Source organism: Nonomuraea roseola (assembly GCF_039535395.1).
In the GTDB taxonomy this organism is placed as follows: Bacteria; Actinomycetota; Actinomycetes; order Streptosporangiales; family Streptosporangiaceae; genus Nonomuraea; species Nonomuraea roseola.
In genome coordinates this window covers 708,030-723,857 of record NZ_BAAAXC010000005.1, presented here as the reverse complement: position 1 = coordinate 723,857, position 15,828 = coordinate 708,030, and the positions used below count along the sequence as shown (strand labels likewise).

General features: G+C 67.6%; 9 protein-coding genes. 4 read left to right on the top strand and 5 right to left on the bottom strand.

The genetic code is table 11. The features are described from left to right. Nucleotides 1–20: 20 nt before the first annotated feature. Nucleotides 21–8,294, bottom strand: a complete 8,274-nt coding sequence (locus ABFX55_RS05320) for a DNRLRE domain-containing protein (RefSeq protein WP_346118147.1) — start codon at nt 8,292–8,294, stop codon at nt 21–23. Nucleotides 8,295–8,968: 674 nt separating this feature from the next. On the opposite strand from ABFX55_RS05320, the gene ABFX55_RS05315 reads away from it, so the two are divergent. Beyond that, the gene (locus tag ABFX55_RS05315) at nt 8,969–9,184 is read left to right on the top strand and encodes a hypothetical protein (RefSeq protein WP_346118145.1); all 216 of its coding nucleotides are present in this window, start codon (nt 8,969–8,971) and stop codon (nt 9,182–9,184) included. Here ABFX55_RS05315 and ABFX55_RS05310 read toward each other — a convergent pair. Beyond that, complete coding sequence (locus ABFX55_RS05310) at nt 9,171–10,421, bottom strand: FAD-dependent monooxygenase (RefSeq protein ID WP_346118143.1); 1,251 nt, start codon at nt 10,419–10,421, stop codon at nt 9,171–9,173. The genes ABFX55_RS05315 and ABFX55_RS05310 overlap by 14 nt on opposite strands. Nucleotides 10,422–10,492: 71 nt before the next feature. On the opposite strand from ABFX55_RS05310, the gene ABFX55_RS05305 reads away from it, so the two are divergent. Both ABFX55_RS05305 and ABFX55_RS05300 read left to right on the top strand, forming a co-directional pair. After that, nucleotides 10,493–11,119: a TetR/AcrR family transcriptional regulator C-terminal domain-containing protein gene (locus ABFX55_RS05305; RefSeq protein ID WP_346118142.1), complete on the top strand. Its 627-nt coding sequence runs from the start codon at nt 10,493–10,495 to the stop codon at nt 11,117–11,119. A 123-nt stretch (nt 11,120–11,242) separates the two neighbouring features. Beyond that, the gene (locus ABFX55_RS05300) at nt 11,243–12,397 is read left to right on the top strand and encodes a recombinase family protein (protein WP_346118140.1); all 1,155 of its coding nucleotides are present in this window, start codon (nt 11,243–11,245) and stop codon (nt 12,395–12,397) included. A 99-nt stretch (nt 12,398–12,496) separates the two neighbouring features. Here ABFX55_RS05300 and ABFX55_RS05295 read toward each other — a convergent pair whose 3' ends face one another. Both ABFX55_RS05295 and ABFX55_RS05290 read right to left on the bottom strand, forming a co-directional pair. Further along, nucleotides 12,497–13,126: a class I SAM-dependent methyltransferase gene (locus ABFX55_RS05295; RefSeq protein WP_346118138.1), complete on the bottom strand. Its 630-nt coding sequence runs from the start codon at nt 13,124–13,126 to the stop codon at nt 12,497–12,499. A gap of 20 nt (nt 13,127–13,146) precedes the next feature. Continuing rightward, a complete protein-coding gene (locus tag ABFX55_RS05290) occupies nt 13,147–14,190 on the bottom strand; it encodes an NAD(P)/FAD-dependent oxidoreductase (RefSeq protein WP_346118136.1) in 1,044 nt (347 codons plus the stop codon). Between the two features lie 55 nt (nt 14,191–14,245). Between ABFX55_RS05290 and ABFX55_RS05285 the strand changes: the two genes are divergently transcribed. Further along, the gene (locus ABFX55_RS05285) at nt 14,246–14,857 is read left to right on the top strand and encodes a helix-turn-helix domain-containing protein (protein ID WP_346118134.1); all 612 of its coding nucleotides are present in this window, start codon (nt 14,246–14,248) and stop codon (nt 14,855–14,857) included. A gap of 16 nt (nt 14,858–14,873) precedes the next feature. On the opposite strand, the gene ABFX55_RS05280 is transcribed toward ABFX55_RS05285, so the two are convergent. Further along, nucleotides 14,874–15,824 (bottom strand): SDR family NAD(P)-dependent oxidoreductase, encoded by a 951-nt coding sequence (locus tag ABFX55_RS05280; protein ID WP_346118133.1) that lies wholly within the window; start codon nt 15,822–15,824, stop codon nt 14,874–14,876. Nucleotides 15,825–15,828: the final 4 nt, after the last annotated feature.

The following is a 15,828-nucleotide window of genomic DNA, read 5'->3' as shown; positions in this document are numbered from 1 at the left end:
CATTTAGAGGTTATCAGGTATTACTCCGCGCTGTACCTCGCCGGCCCGCTTGATGACGGCTTGGGACGCGTTACCTCTCGGAACGGGATCCCCTTCTTCGTCAGCCACTTCGTAATCGTCTCGGGAATGGGATTCTCGGAGATGATCTCGAATCTAGCGTTGTTCTCTCTGGCGATTTTCACCGCCTCGCCCATCTTGCCCTTGAAGGATTCCATCGTTTTGGAGTCCTTCAGCACCCTGTCCCAGAACGCTCCCGATTTGGCTTCGTACCAGGTCTCGACCTCCCCCTCGAAGCGCTTGCCGTCGAATTGGCGCTTGCCTACTTTGAAATCACCCTCGTGGCCGAATTTCTTCCAGAGGAATCGCTCGTACTCCGATCCGCCTTCTTGTGCGAGCTGGCCTCTGGACTTGGCCACCTCTTCATTGCCCGCACTGCTGCTACTGCTGTTGCTGGAGTTTTGGGAGCTTTCCGTGCCTTCTCCAGCTGCCGCCTGCACGATATGGCGGATGTCGTTGAGGAGACCAGACGCGCCGAGACCCGCGGTGGTGGCGCCGACGGTGACGGCACCGGCCCCCAGTGCCACGGCAGGTGCTCCGGCCACACAGCCCACGCCGGTCAGGCACGCAGCGCCCCCACCGAAGGCGCTAGCCGCGCCCGCCATCATGGTGGCCCATCCGGCTGCCGCCTCCGCTCCGTGCGCGAGGATGGAGCCAGCACTCCCGGGATCGGCACCGAAGGCAGTAGCTCCGCTCAGGTCGTCCCAGAAGTCGTGCCCGTCGATCTCGATGTTGGTGATGGGGTTGCCGCCGGTGAAGGCGTAGCGGTTGGCGGTCCAGGGGTCGAGTCCGAGGCCGAGATCGGCCAGGGCACCGTTGTAGCTGTCCAGGTTGAGGAAGCGGTTGAGGTTGGGGTTGTAGTCGCGGAACCCCATGTCATACATGCCGGTGGAGTTGTCCCAGCGCTTGGCATTGAAGCGGTAGGGGTTGTACTCCTCCTTGGCGGTCGGGTCGGCGGGGTCGGGTTTGTCGACGCCGGTGAAGAGTTTGTCGTCGTTGCTGCCGTAGGCGGTGTAGCCGTAGGTGGCGCGGGTGTCACCGGCGTCGGTGGTGATCTGCTCGACGTCGGTGTGGGCGTTGTAGCCGTAGTATGACGACTCCTCGCCGCCGGTGCCGGTCACCTTGACCTGGGACAGGCGTTCGCCCCACGGGCTGTACTGGAAGGACTTGGTGAGCTTGCCGGCGACCTCTTCGTCCAGGACCTCGCCGGACAGGCCGAGGTAGGAGTAGGCGGTGGTCTTGGCTGAAGCCGAGCCGTCCTTCTCTGTCTTGCTGGTGGTGCGATCCAGCGGGTCGTAGGTGTAGGTGGTCACCGTGGAGGCGCCGTCGCCGCCGAGCTTCTCGTGCCGGGTGACGTGGTCGAAGCCGTCGTAGGTGTACTTCTCCTGCACCTTGCCGCCGCCGGTGATGGTGCGCAGCCGGCCGTACGGGTCGTAGTTGTAGGTGCTGGTGGCTCCGTCGGTGACGGAGGTCATCAGGCGGTTGCGGTCGTAGGTGAAGGTGGTCTTCTTGCCGAGGACGTCTTCTTCGTAGACGTTGCTGTTGGCGTCGTGCCAGTACGTCTCGGTGCTGGCCGTCCCGCCGGAGACCGGGGTTTTGACGGTCTTGGCGATGCGGTCGCGCGGGTCGTAGGTGTAGGTGAAGTCGTGTTCGAGGTACGCGCCGGGGTTGTCGGCGTTCTGGATCTTGGTCAGGTCGCGGGAGCGGTGCAGGTTGCCCTGGTAGCCGATGGTGTGCTCGGCGACCACCGTCTGGTTGGACTTCTTCTCGATCGAGTGCTGGAGCAGGCGGTCGAGGAAGTAGTCGTAGGTGACGGTGTTGCCGTTGGCCTTGGTCTCGGTGAGGCGTTCGGCCTTGGGGGTGTAGGTGTAGCTGGTGACCTTCGGCGCGGTGTCGGTGGCCGACTTCTTGTTGACGACCTGGTCGACCAGGTCCCGCACGTCATACCGGTAGGTGGCGAGGGTCTTGTCGTGGGTGCGCTCGGTGACGGCGCTGTTTTCGTTGTAGGTGTAGGTGGTGGTGTTCTTCAGCACTCCGGCGAGCTTCTCCTCAACCTTGCTGATCTGGTTGAGGCCGGTGTAGGCGATGTCCCAGACGTCGATCTTCGCGGTCGGGGAGCGGTCGTCGATTTTGGTGAGATTGGCGTTGGCGTCGTAGGTGTAGGCGAAGTCCTTCTTCTCCGCGTCGGTCTCACCGCTGTTGTCGCGCACCAGCTTGACCGCGTCGGCGACCACGCTGCCGTTGGCCTCGTCGGTCAGCGTGATGGTGTGGGTGTTGCCCGCGGTGAAGGCGAACGAGCCCAGGTCGACCCAGTCGCCGGTGTTCTTGGTCTGGTCGACGATGGCGACCTGTTCGCCGCTGTCGTGCTTGATCGTGTACTTGGCGTTGGTCGCGGTCGCGCCGGCCGGGTACTTGACCTGCACCTTGTAGCTGCTGGGGGTCGGGGTGGTCAGGCCCCAGGTGAAGGAGGACTGGCCGGTGCCGGCGGGGGCGGTGGCGTAGTCGTAGCCGACGAACCCGGACGTCGCCGTGGCGGTGACGGCGGGGCCGACGATGTTCGACGAGGAGGCGGTGCCGGTTCCGGCGAGGGTCCACGAGCCGACCGCGGTGACCTGGCCGATGTCGGAGTTGTCGCCGAGCACCACGTCCAGGCCGAGCGGGACGCCGTCGTCGGAGTGGGTCTTGAGCTTGCCGTCGGGGTAGTAGGACCAGTCCAGCGCGCGCTGGCTGGAGCCGCCTGCGGAGGTGACGGTGCGGTTGGTCTGCAGGCCAAGCGGGTTGTACTCGTAGGTGGTCTTGATGTCCCACTGATCGATGGTGGTCTTGGACCAGCCGTTGTCCCAGTAGCTCATCGAGCTGACGTTGCGGATGCTCTGCCCGTGGGAGGGCGGGGCGGAGATCTCCTTCAGCCGCGAGACCTCGTCGTAGACGTACTTCACCGAGTCGGGGGTGTTGTACTTGGGGTCGTCCCGATCGAAGGGATAGATCTCCTCCATCGGACGGTTGAGCTTGTCGTACTTGGTCTCGGCGATGAAGTCGGTCGGGTCGTCGGCGGTCTCCACCCCGCGCGGGGTGACGACCTTGGTACGGTTGCCGACCTGGTCGTAGGCGAACTGGGTGATCGTGTACTTGATCACGCCGTCGGTCTCCGAGTGCGGGACGCGGGTCTCGGTGACGGCGCCACGCTTGTCGAGGCCGAATAGCGTCTTGTTGCCGTCCTGGTCGGTCCGACCTTCGACCAGGCCGTCCAGGTCGTAGTCGGTGATGGTCTGGAAGCCCGCGGCGTCCTTGACGTGGGTGACCCGGTGGTTGCGGTCGTAAGCGTAGAAGGTCGTGAAGTCGGCCGCGTCCGCGGTGGTGTTCTTGCGCGGGTCGACGACCTTCTCCACGTTGCCGACGTTGTCGTAGGTGTAGGTGATCTTGTGCTTGTATGGCTCGGCGTTGAGGACGTCGGTCAGCTGGTAGATCTTGTCGTACACATACGAGGTGGTGAAGTCACCGGCCACGTCGGGAGTGAGGTTGCCCTTCGGTTCCGTCCGCGTCTTAAGGTTGCCAGCCAGGTCCCAGGTGTAGGTGGCCTTGCGCTCGGGGCCGCTGTCGAAGTCCTTAGGCAGGTTCGACTCGATCAACTGGTCGGCCTGGTCGTAGACTGCGGTGGCCACGGCGCCGTTGGGGGAGGTCATCTTGACGGCGTTGTCGTTGAAGTCGTAGATCGGGGCCGGGGTGACGATGTACTCGCCCTTGTCCTGGTCCTTGGGGACCTTCGACTCCAGCGGACGCTTGAACAGGTCGTAGGTCTGGGTGGTCTTCTTGCCCAGCGCGTCGGTCACCGACAGCACGTTGCCGCGCTTGTCGTACTCGGTGCTGGTGGTGTGGTCGCCTTCGGCCGGCGTCTCCACGCCGAGGGCGTCGGTGATCTTCTGCGGGTAGCCGGTTGGGTGGTAGTCGCTGAAGACGGTCGGGTTGCCGTTGGCGTCCGTCGATTTGATCAGCTGGCCGACCGGGTCGTAGTCATAGCTGGTGGTGTAGTCGCCCTCGGTAGGGGAGGCGACGCCGAGCGGGTCAGTGACCGTCTTCAGATTGCCCTTGGCGTCGTAGCCGAACTTCCACTTGCGGCCCTCCGGCGAGGTCTTCTCGACCAGATCGGCGACATAGCCATTGAAGATGGCAGGGGCCTCGTAGCCCAGCACGGTGGGAGCGGTGCTGTTGGCGTTGGCCTCGGCGTCCTTCAGCTCCAGCGGGTAGCCGGTCTTCTGATCGAAGAGCCAGGTGGCGTACGCGCCGTTGGCCTCGGTCAGCTTGACCACGTTGTGGTCAGGGTCCCAGGTGAGGGCGGTGGTCTCGTTCTTGGCGTTGAGGATTGATTCCGGCCGGCCGTAGGCGTCCAGCACGTACTTGGTGGCGTGCTGGAGCGGGTCGGTGATGGTGGCGTGGATCATGCCGCCCTGCGGGCCGTCCGGGTCGACGTAGTCGAACTTGGTGACGCCGTTGAGCCGGTCGGTGAGGGTTTCGACCTTCCACAGGTCCTTCGGGTCGACCGGAGCCGTGTAGTACTTCAGCTTCGTGGCGTTGCCGCGCGGGTCCTCGACCGCGACGAGCTTGACGTTCTTGTTGCCCTGCAGCGCGTCGTAGGTGAAGCGGAACGTCTTGGCACCCTCGTCGCCGAAGCCGTCGACCATCTTGGCCATCAGGCCCTTGTCGGTGTAGGTGAACCTCACCTTCCGGCCGGCGATGTCGGTGATGGATTCGACGTTGTCGATGATGTGCGGGTTGGTCAGCTTGGTGTCGCTGACCTCGGCGCCCTCGTCGTTGATGTAGGTGTAGTCCTGACCCTTCTTGTAGTAGGTCAGCCGCAGCGTCTCACGGGCTGCCGCGTCGGTGATGTACTGCAAGAACTTGGTCGGCTTGTTGTTGGACTTACGCCGCTCGTAGGTGAACGACATGGTGTTGCCGTTCTTGTCCACGATCGCGGACTGGAAGCCCTCCTCATCGAAGACGAACTGGGTCCGGTCCGGCTTGGTGAACACCCACTGCCGCGTCGGGTCCTCGGAGTAGCGGGCCGGGTCGGCCGCGTCGGCCACCCGCTGCAGGTACAGGTGCACACCTCGGGGGTGCTTGTAGTCGCAGGTGTTCGGGAGACAGTCACTGACGTCAAGCCCGTGGGTGTCCAGCGTCCACACGTGGGTGGTGCCATCACCGTCGATCAGCCGGACCTGCTCGGGCCAGAACCGGGCGCCGGGCGGGTGGAACTGCAGCTGCGAGCCCAGCTTCTGCAAGGTCGAGGTCTGCAGCGACCAGCCGTAGCCCAGAGAAGCCGTGGAGGTGTCCAGGCTGTTGTAGGTCATCCGGACGAACGTCTGCACCCCGCGGGAGGGGTTGGTGAAGGCGTTGTAGTTCCACACCACGTTGCCCGCGTACGGGTTGACCAGCGCGGTCGATCCGGCGCCGGTGTTCTTGCCGGTGTAGGCGTAGAACTTCTCCGCCCCCAGCAGGTTGGAGGTGGGGGAGTCGATGCGGATCTGCTGCGGCAGCTCCGGCAGGTGATGGCTGGCCGACTTCCAGTTGTTGGTGACGGTGTCCTGCACGTCCCAGACCAGCTGCATGCCTTCGGCCTTGTTCGTGCCGTCCCCGCTCACCGCAGGCGCCTTCACGTCCGCGTCCACCTGGACGGAGGCACCGGGCGGCAGGTCGTAGGGCAGCGCCGTCTTCAGCTGGCTGTCGGGCGTGGACACCTCGGTGCCGTCCGGCAGCTTCCAGTGATAGGACACCGCCGTCGAGGCCGCCGGCCAGGTCTCGTTAGTGGTGTTGGTGACCAGCACCGAGACCTGCTTGGTGGAGCCGGTCTCCATCCGCTCCGGCGTGCCCGGCACATAGAACGAGCGCACCGCTGCCGGATCGACGTAGGTGACGCGCAGCTTGGGCCGCAGCAGGCTTTCCTCGCCCTCGGAGGCGAGGAAGGAGACCGACTGCTTGGCCGTGCCCGCCTCACCTGCGACCTTGACCAGCAGGCCGTGGTTGGAGGCCGGGGTGGCGGTCCAGGCCTTGGCGGCGTCGGTGACCGTCCATCGGCGCCAGCCGGGCTGGCCGGCCAGCCCGGAGGCGCTGCCGAGCACGGCCGGGTCGAAGTCGCCTCCCGGGCTGGTCCACGGGCTGTTCCACGTGGCGCTCTCGTCGAACGCCTTGGTCAGCTTGTGGGCGTCGAAGCCGGCTCCCGACCCACTGCCGGTGGTCTGCCACAGCGACAGCGACGCCTGGCTGACCTGCGCGTCGGCGGGAATCTGGGTGGCATAGTCGTCGAATTTGACCACGGCGCGGGTGTTGCCCTGGGTAGTGGCGGTGTTGGCCGCCCGTACCCACTTCGCCCCGGACAGCTGGTCGTGGCCGGTGGTGGGTTCGCCGGAGGCCAGGGTGGTGTCGGCGCTGCCGGTCAGCACCTTGGAGATCATGCCGGGCTTGGGCAGCGGCACCCGCAGCCGCTGCGACGGCACGGCCTGGCCGTTCTTCAGCACCGCCTCCACCCAGTAGGTGGCCTCGTGGATGTACCAGTCGGAAGCCGCGTCGCTGGGGTCGGCGCCGCTGCTGGTGTCCACATACGCCGTGGTCCCGGGCTGCAACGCCGCTACCAGCGTGTCCACGCTGCGCCTGGTGGTGCTGGTGTCGTAGCAGCCCGAGGGGCAGACGCGGTGCAGCCGGTACTCGGCCAGATCATCGGATGCGTCGGCGGGGGTGGGATCGGCGTAGGCCGTCCACTCCAGTGACGCGCCCAGCGACGTCGTGGTGGTCACCGGCTTCAAGCTCACCGACGGCTTGCCGAAGGTGACGACCAGCCGGGGAAAGGTCGAACCGTCACCGATCATGCCTTCGCCACCGAAGACATCCTCACTGGCGTGATAGGCCACGCCGGCGACCGGGGCGGTTTTCGCCTCGTTGGCCGCCTTCAGCATGATGCCGTGCATCGGCGCCTCGACCGTGGCGTACCAGGCGTTGACCATGCCGGTGACATCGAAGGAGTGCCAGCGCGACACCTCGCCCGCGTTGCGCGTCACCGAGGAGGCCACGGTGGAGGAGAAGGTCGGCTGCCGGTTCCACGTCGTGGACCCGATGTCGCTCACCCAGTCGGAGGTGATCTCTCGAGCCTCGATCGTCACCGGCGCCGCGTCCCCCAGTGACTGGTCGAAGTACATCTGCAACTGCGCTTGGTCGATGCGTGTGCCGATCGGCAGCACGTCGGCGTCCGGCGGGTTGAAGTACAGCAGCGAGCGCTTCACGCCGCTGGCCGACTTGCCGACCGGCAGCATCCACGAGGAGACGAAGTTGCCGGTGGCGGCGCCCGCGTCGACGTAGGTGTCCTGGGTCGGATTCGCCCAGTCCGGCAGGTTGATCGTCGGGTCGATCACCACCGGCCACTTGCGCTCCGGCGCGGCGAGCCACGCCGCGTCCGGGGTGAGCGTGATCGTCGCCTCGCTGCCCTGTAGCGTCACCGCCTGGGTGACCGCGTCGGAGTAGCGCTTGCCGTACGGCGAGGCTGCATCCACCTCAGAATCGATCATGAACGGTTTCGGCACGGTGAAAGCCGGGGTGCCGTCGTCGCCGTTGAACGCGATCGAGCCGTCGGCGTTCTGCTGCGCCTGCACCCCGCCGGTCTTGACCGTGAACGAGTACGCCGTCCCGGAGGCGGGCGGCTTGGATAGCACGAGGTACTCCTTCACCCCGCTCGGCGTGACCGTGTAGACCAGGTCGGTGCCATCCCACACGCCCGGATAGGTGACGGTCGAACCCTTCACCACCGGGGCGACCTGCTTGGCATCGCCGGCCACGCCGAAGGTCAGCTGCCGCTCACCGAGCTTGATCTTGGCGAGCTTGTCGGTCTTGTCGCCGAACCGGGTGGAGTATCCGGCCTTGTCGTTGCCTTGGACGAACCCGTCCTCCGCCACGGCCTCGATGCGGGTGTCGACGTCCTGCCAGCTGCCGTCGGCGTCCTTGTAGTGCACCGGCCGGGTGGACAGCTCCAGCTGAGAACGGCCGTCCTCCAGCTGGTAGACCTTGCCGAACAGTGACCGCTTACCGGCCTCCTCCTTCACCCGCTTGCCCGGCGGCTGCTTGGCCGCCGAAGCAGGCGCGGCGGCCCGGCTGCCGGGAAGGGTGGTCTGCTGCCCGCTGGGGCGGATCTCGCCCTTCGGATCCTCGGTGAACAGGCCGGCGATGCCGCCGCTCACCCAGGAGGCCAGCTGCGACACGAATCCTGCCTCGTGGGGGGCGACAGGAGTCTGTGCTTGGGCCGGGATGGCGGGTGCCGTCGTGATCAGCAGGACTGGAGTCAGGGTCAGGACGGTGGCTCGGCGCAGCCGTTGGCCGGTCAGCCAGGGCCGGCGGGGGTGGGATGCTCGGCGGTCATGGTCGGTACGGGTGGGGGGTAAAAGGCGCACGGAACTCCGCTCACGAAGGGATAAGGGGGATGTAAAAGCGTCCTGATCAAGCCAGAAATACGCACATTCGGTCAAGATCTACGCATCGTGATCATCCGCTCCATGCGAACGTGTGTTCAACTCTCGGAAAGCGGTGCCCACAAGGGGGAATCGCCCTTACCGGACATGCGGGTCGACATGTGGTCAACCATGACTGTCTGTAAACGTTCCAGGTCGCGACGAATCTATCGAGATCAAAACGTGATCGAGACTCACAGCGAACGTGCAGCAAAACGAGCGGAGCTTCGGGTGTGACCAGGCATTTTGAGGGGTATAGCGCGGCGATCTCTTAAACCTCAGGGGTCTCACCGGCCCATGACTCACGACCGCGCACTGCCCTCAGACAACCGGGCCGGCGTTGAAGGCCCTCCGCTCCCGAAGGTGGCCCCAGCCCCAAAGTAGCGATGAGCTAGAACGGCTCAGCACCCACGTCACCGCCTTCGCCCATGCTCACCGGCCGTTACGGCGACCGGCTCGACGCCTGGCTCGCCGACGCCGACAACGACGACCTGCCGCACCTGCAATCCTTCATCCAGGGCATCCACCGCGACCACGCCGCCGCCCTGGCCGGATCCACCCTGTCCCACAGCAGCGCCACAGGCCAAGCCTTGGTCACGACGGCCATCGGTCCCCGATGTCCGGTCGCTTTCAGACGGCGATGATCGGAGCCGGGTTCTCGGGGAGCTGCCAGCTGCCGCCGCGGTCCTCCTTCGAAAAGCGCGCGGCGAGATCGGGGACGTGCAGGAAGCAGGCCAGTGCGGTGGCGGCCTGGAAGGCGTCGATCGCACGCTGGGTCATCGGCATGCCCAGGCGCAGGAGGCGCGGATTCACCTCGCCCTGGATCTCGTCGACGAAGGGCCGCAGTACGCTGTCGTAGTTCGCCAGTGCGGTTGGCAGGTCGCCAGGGTGCCGGTTGATCTCGCCGGCCAGGACGTAGGCGCCCACCAGGCCGCCGGAGATGCCCATGCCGCTGTAAGGGGAGGCACAGTGGGCGGCGTCGCCGGCCAGGACCACGCGGCCCTTGGACCAGTTGTCGGTGCGAACCTGGACGATCTCCTGGGAGTAGAAGAAGGGGCTCGTCTGCATGCCGTCGATGAAGCGCTCTGTCTGCCAGCCCGCGTCGCGGAACCTGCTCACCCAGAACTTCTGCTGGCGCTCGACGGGTTTCCGGTGGCTCGCCGAGGCCTCCTCGGACTCCTCCCGCATCACGAAGTACACCTGGGTCTCGGTCGGGTTGTGGCTGCGGCGCATGATCTGACGGCCACCCGGGACCATGTAGGTGTCCCGGATGTTGCTGTCGGACGCGATGCGCGGGATGAACCAGTAGGCCATGTGGATGCCGACCCGCCAGTACGGGTCGCAGCCCGCGGGGAGGATCGCCTGCCGGATGCGCGATCCCTGCCCGTCCGCGCCGACCAGGAGGTCGAACTCGCCGGAGGAGCCGTCGGAGAAGTGCGCGATGACCTTCTGTTCGTCCTGTTCGAAGCCGTCCACGCTCACGCCGAAGACGTACTCGGTGTCGTCCTTCGACGCGTCGTGCAGGATGCGTACCAGGTCACCGCGCATGATCTCGTACTCGGAGGTGAGAGTCTGCCGGCCACGGCCGGAGGTGTTGGCCATGATCGTCGCCTTGGCCCTGCCGCGCGCGTCGACGAAGGCGACACCCGCCTCGTCCACCAGCTTGCCGCGGACGGCGTCCAGAAGCCCCATCCGCTCGACGGCCTCGATGCCCTGCCCCCGGAGGTCGACCTGCGCCCCGGTGGCCCGCAGCGCCGGAAAGCGTTCGACGACGGTCACCCTGTGGCCGCCCCGCGTGAGCCAGAAAGCCAGCGCGTGGCCCGCTATCCCGCCGCCGGCAACAAGGACCCGCAGGGGGTGCGCTCCCGATCCGTTTGCCATGCCCATCACCCAAAAATCTATCAGTGAATGATTCCTCTCCAGAGTCATCTATCAGTGATAGATTTGTCAACGTGACCAAGGTGAACCGTGAGATCGTCGTCTCCGAAGCACTCGACCTGCTCGACGAGGTCGGGCTGGACACGGTCAGTACGCGGCGGCTGGCGAAGCGGCTGGGCGTCGAACAGCCCTCGCTCTACTGGTACTTCCGCACCAAGAAGGACCTCCTCGCCGCCATGGCGGAGGCGGCGATGGCACCGCATGCGGCCGCCCCGCTGCCGACGCCCGACGACGACTGGCGCGACTGGTTCCTGGACAACATGCGAAGCTTCCGGCGCACCCTGCTGATGCGCCGGGACGGCGCACGCCTCCACGCAGGCAGCACCCCCGCCAACGACCTCGACCGGATCCGCCGCAAGATGGACTTCCTGGTCACCTCCGGAGTGCCTGAGCGGGACGCCCAGATGGCGATGCTGGCCGCCGGCCGTTTCACGGTCGGCAGCGTCCTGGAGGAACAGGCGGACGCCGACTCCGGCGACGGCTCGGATCCACCGGCGGACATGCCTGTGATCGACCACGAGTCGGCGTTCGAGGCCGGCCTGACCCTCATCTTGGACGGCCTGGTGCACCGCACCGCAATACGGGCCACTTCCCCGTCGGCAAACGGTGATTTCCCCACAGGCTTCGAACGGGCCTCGTAGCCACCCGAGAAATAGGACATCGGGCAACAAGCCATGACGCTAGACCGCCGATTCGGCCCACAATTGACGACAGGATTTTCCGACAGATAGAACGAGGCTCCACGCCCCTGCCGAGGAGTTCCGGTGAAGATCGTTTACTCCCGCGTCTCCACCGCGACCCAGTCCCTTCTCCGCCAGCGGCACATCCTCACCGAGGCCGGCCTCCTGGTCCGGACAGGGGGCGTCGCTGAAGGGTTCCGCCCGGCCGACGGAGTCCTGCTGTTCGAGGACCCCGCGACCACCTCGAAGATCCCCGCGCTGGAACGGCCCGCGTTCGCGAAAGTCGCCGCCGCCGCGCACCCCGGCGACGTGCTCACGGTGTCAGAGCTGTTCCGCCTCTGCCGCGACCTGGTCGACATCCACAACGTCCGCGCCGGGTGCCAGGCCCGCGGCGTCGTCCTGCGCGTGCTGTCCGGACCGCTGTCGAACTTCCACGACCTCGCCGCCAACGACGCCACCACCGACCTGCTGATCAACGTCATCACCGCGGTGGGGCAGTTCCAGCGCGACATCCAGAACGAACTGACCGTCGAGGGGATCGCCGCCGCCGAAGCCGAAGGCCGCTACCGCGGTCGACGACCCGCGCTCGACGATGCCCGGCGCGACGAAGTGCGACCTCAGCTCCAGCTCGACGCCCTGCACGCCAGCGGCTACGACGAACTGGTGATGGAGAAGGAGTCCGGCAAGCGCGGGGTCGCCCGGCCCGAATGGCAGGCGCTCGTGTCCCGCCCACAGGCCGGTGACACCCTCAAGTTCTGGAAGTCCGACCGGTGGGGCCGCTCGGCCGGGCACGTGCTGACCACCGTCAACGAGCTACGCGAGCGCGGCGTCATGGTCGTGTCCTTGACCGAGAACTTCGATCTGGACACCAAGGAGGGGCGCTTCATGTTCGCGGTCTTGGCCGCGGCCGCCGAGTACGAGCTGGAACTGCGCGCCGAGCGACAAGCCGAAGGGATCGCGGCCGCCAAGCGACGTCAGAGCGAGGGCACCATGCTTCCCGGCAAGAAGGACATGGGCCGTCCCCATGTCCTGGGCCCGGCCGAACTCGCCACTCTGCGCCGCCTGGTCGACGACGGCGTCTCGGTGACCGAAGCCGCACGTACCTCAAGATCGGCCGCTCCACCGCCTACGCCGCCCTCGCCAAGCACTGACCAGCAGCTACCTCAGCTCGCAACCCGTTTCTGCGGTATTCCGGTGGCACCCGCAGTACGCGGAGGCGGCCCCCCACTGACCCCGTGATCTCCCGGCATCCGGGGAAGGACGCATCGCCGAGGCGCTGTCACGGACCCTGCGGGGGAGGGGCCCGTTGGGCCAACGCAGTGGCGCCACCTCCGCGGGTCATGGACGCCTGCGGGCGCGAACGACGGCGTCGTGCATGATCATCTCGTGACCGTCGGGGGCGGTGGCCGATCGGGACCTGGCCTCGGCGACGGCGATGTCCCATCGGCCGGGGTCGAGGCCGGCGGCGACCTCCTCGGCGGTGAAGTGCACCGCGGGCGAGGGGCCGTGAGAGAGGGTGGTATGGGGGTCTGACGGGTGGTGACCGACGATGAGCAGCGTGCCGCCCGGCGCGACCGATGCGGCCAGGCGGCCGAACAGCGCCTCGCGCGATGCCGACAGGTGCACGTAGTGGGTGGAGACCAGGTCGAAGCGTTCCTCGGCGGGCGTCCAGCTGGTCAGGTCGGCCTGTACCCAGTCGATCCGGCTCGTGAGGTCGGCGCCGAGGCTTTCGGCGTGCTCTCGCGCCCGGGCCAGCGCGGTGGCGGCGATGTCCACCGCCGTCACCCGCCAGCCGCGCGAGGCGAGCCAGACGGCGTCGGCTCCCTCGCCGCAGCCCGCGTCCAGAGCCGTGCCGGGCGGCAGATCCCCGGCCTCCGCCACGAGTTGCGGGTTGGGCCGCCTGCCGCGGACCGCTGCGTGGCCGTGGTAGCGCTCTTCCCAGTACGTCCTGCCGAATTCTTCGGACACAGTGGTTCCCTTTCTCTGCTTCACAGGCCGTGGCGACGGTCGCCCATCGCCAGTTCACACAGACGCGCCTCGGACTCGGCCGAGAACGGGTCCAGGTAGGCGGCGACCGCCTGGCGGGTCTCCTCCGCGACCAGGTCGGCGTTGATCTGGGCCGCCGCTGCGGCGCCCGCCGCCGCCGAGGCCCCGACCTGGGCCGCCAGGTCGGTGACGTTGCCCGCGACCCACACCCCCGGCACTTCGGTACGGCCGGCCGCGTCGGAGGGGATGTGCTCACCGGCCCCTGACGGGTGTTCGGCCGGTCGCAGCCCGAGCGCCGCCAGGAAGCAGGCACGCGCCGTCATCCGCGGCGAGACCGCCACTGTCTCGCGGCCGACCAGCCTGCCGTCGCTCAGCCGTACGCCCACGAGGCGGTCCTCGGCGATCTCCAGGGAGGCGACCTCGCCCTCCACCACACGGATGCCGCGGGCAGCCAGCTGCTGCGCCTGCTCGCCGGTAGGCGGCGGCATGGTGTGGGAGAAGAAGGTGACATCGGCGCTCCACTGCCGGAACAGCAACGCCTGGTGCACCGACAGCGGCCCGGTGGCCAGCACACCGATGGCCTGGTCGCGGACCTCCCAGCCGTGGCAGTACGGACAATGCACCACGTCACGGCCCCACCGGTCCCGCAGGCCCCGCACGTCCGGCAGTCCGTCGACCAGCCCGGTGGCCACCAGGAGCCGGCGTGCCCGGACGGACCTGCCGTCGGCCAGCGTCACGGTGAACCCCTCGGTGTCGCGGACCGCCGTGACGACCTCCCCCGACACCACGTGCCCGCCGTACCGGCGGACCTCGGCCCGGCCGCGCTCCAGCAGCTCGGCAGGCGGGGTCCCGTCGAGGGCAAGCAGCCCGTGCACACCTTCGGCCGGGGCGTTGCGCGGCGCGCCCGCGTCGATCACCACCACCGCCCGCCGCGCTCGGGCCAGCATCAGCGCCCCGCTCAACCCGGCGGCGCCACCGCCGAACACCACCACGTCGTAGCCGTCCTTCAGCTGATCGGTCACCATGACCACCTCCACGACAACCATGCGAGCACACCAGGCATATGTGCAAACCTTGTTGCCGATCTGGCAAACTACTTTCATGGACAGCGACCTCCACCAAGCGCTCGACGCGGTCGGGCCCCGGCTACGCGTGCTGCGCCGGCAGCGCGAAACCACGCTGGCCGACCTGTCGGCGGCCACCGGCATCTCGGTGAGCACCCTGTCCCGGCTGGAGTCAGGGGCCCGCCGGCCGACCCTCGAGCAACTGCTCCCTCTGGCCAGGGCCCACGGCGTCACGCTCGACGACCTCGTCGACGCCCCGCCCACCGGAGACCCGCGCATCCACCTGCGCCCTGTCAACCACCACGGCATGACCATGGTGCCCCTGACCCGCCGAGCCGGCGGCATCCAGGCGTACAAGCTCGTGATCTCGGCCGGCGGCCCCCGCAAGGAACCCGACCCACAGACCCACGAGGGCTACGAGTGGCTCTATGTCCTCAATGGACGGCTGCGGCTCGTGCTCGGTGAACAGGATCTGGTGCTCTCACCCGGCGAAGCGGCCGAGTTCGACACCCGCGTACCGCACTGGTTCGGCGCAGCGGGCGCCGAGCCGGTCGAGTTCCTCAGCCTGTTCGGCAGGCAGGGCGAACGCGCGCACCTCCGCGCCCGTCCCAAACCCCGGAACCCGCCCGAACGGCTCGAGGAGCGGTGATGCGAAGACCGCCGGGTCACCCGAGGTTCCAGCTCGGATCGAGGCCCGTCAGGCCGGCGCTGGCGATCCACACCCGCGCCGCGAGTTCAGCGTCGGCCAGGTGACCCCGGAGGGGTTCGAGGGTGGGCAGGCCGCGAATCCCGAACATTCGGGGTCCCCACAGCTGGCCGCCGCGAACGGACGGGTCGAGGACGGCCCGGACGGCGGGCCAGGCGGCGGCCTGCTTGCTCTGCAAAAGCAGCCCGGCAGGCAGGCCGCGCAGCCGTTCGCCGGTGGTCCGGAGGCGGACCGGCGGGCGTGAGGGGGTGAGGGAGTCGAGCGCGCCACCGGGATGGGTGATCACGCTCAGCGTGCCGCTGCCGGCGGCGCGCAGGCGGCGGTCGAGTTCGAGGCCGAAGAGCATCTGGGCGAGTTTCGATCGCGCGTACGCGCGCTTCGGCCGGTAGTCGCGCGTGCTCTGGAGATCATCGAGATCGAGGCTCTCGGACTTCGCCGTCAGGCTGCCGGTGATGACGACGCGGCTCGCGGGTGTGGCCGTCAGCAGGGGTGCCAGCCACCAGGTCAGCGCGAAGTGTCCGAGGTGGTTGGTGGCGAGCATCAGCTCGTTGCCGTCCTTGGTCTCACGCCGTGGCGGCTGGTCGAGCAACACTCCCGCATTGCAGACCAGCGCGTCCAGTCTTTGCGTGCCCAGGGCTTCCGCGGAGGCTTCGAGCGAGGAGAGATCGGCGAGGTCCAGGTGGACGTGACGGACGCGCGCGCAGGGGACCCGGGCGCGGATCGCTGCCCGCGCGGCTTCGGCCTTGGCGCTGTCACGACTGCCGAGGACGACGGTGGCGCCCGCGCCGGCGAGCTGTTCGGCGACGAAGTATCCGATGCCCGCGTTGCCGCCGGTGACCAGGACATTCCTGCCCTCGGCGGACGGCAGGCGTTTCACGTCCCAGGGGTCTGGGTCGCGGAGAGGGGACATGGTC

Bases quoted from the DNA above. Each gene is read 5' to 3' on its own strand.
- ABFX55_RS05315 (WP_346118145.1), top strand. From the start codon at position 8,969: ATGCTCACCGGCCGTTACGGCGACCGGCTCGACGCCTGGCTCGCCGAC.
- ABFX55_RS05310 (WP_346118143.1), bottom strand. From the start codon at position 10,421: ATGGCAAACGGATCGGGAGCGCACCCCCTGCGGGTCCTTGTTGCCGGC.
- ABFX55_RS05290 (WP_346118136.1), bottom strand. From the start codon at position 14,190: ATGGTTGTCGTGGAGGTGGTCATGGTGACCGATCAGCTGAAGGACGGC.
- ABFX55_RS05285 (WP_346118134.1), top strand. From the start codon at position 14,246: ATGGACAGCGACCTCCACCAAGCGCTCGACGCGGTCGGGCCCCGGCTA.
- ABFX55_RS05280 (WP_346118133.1), bottom strand. From the start codon at position 15,824: ATGTCCCCTCTCCGCGACCCAGACCCCTGGGACGTGAAACGCCTGCCG.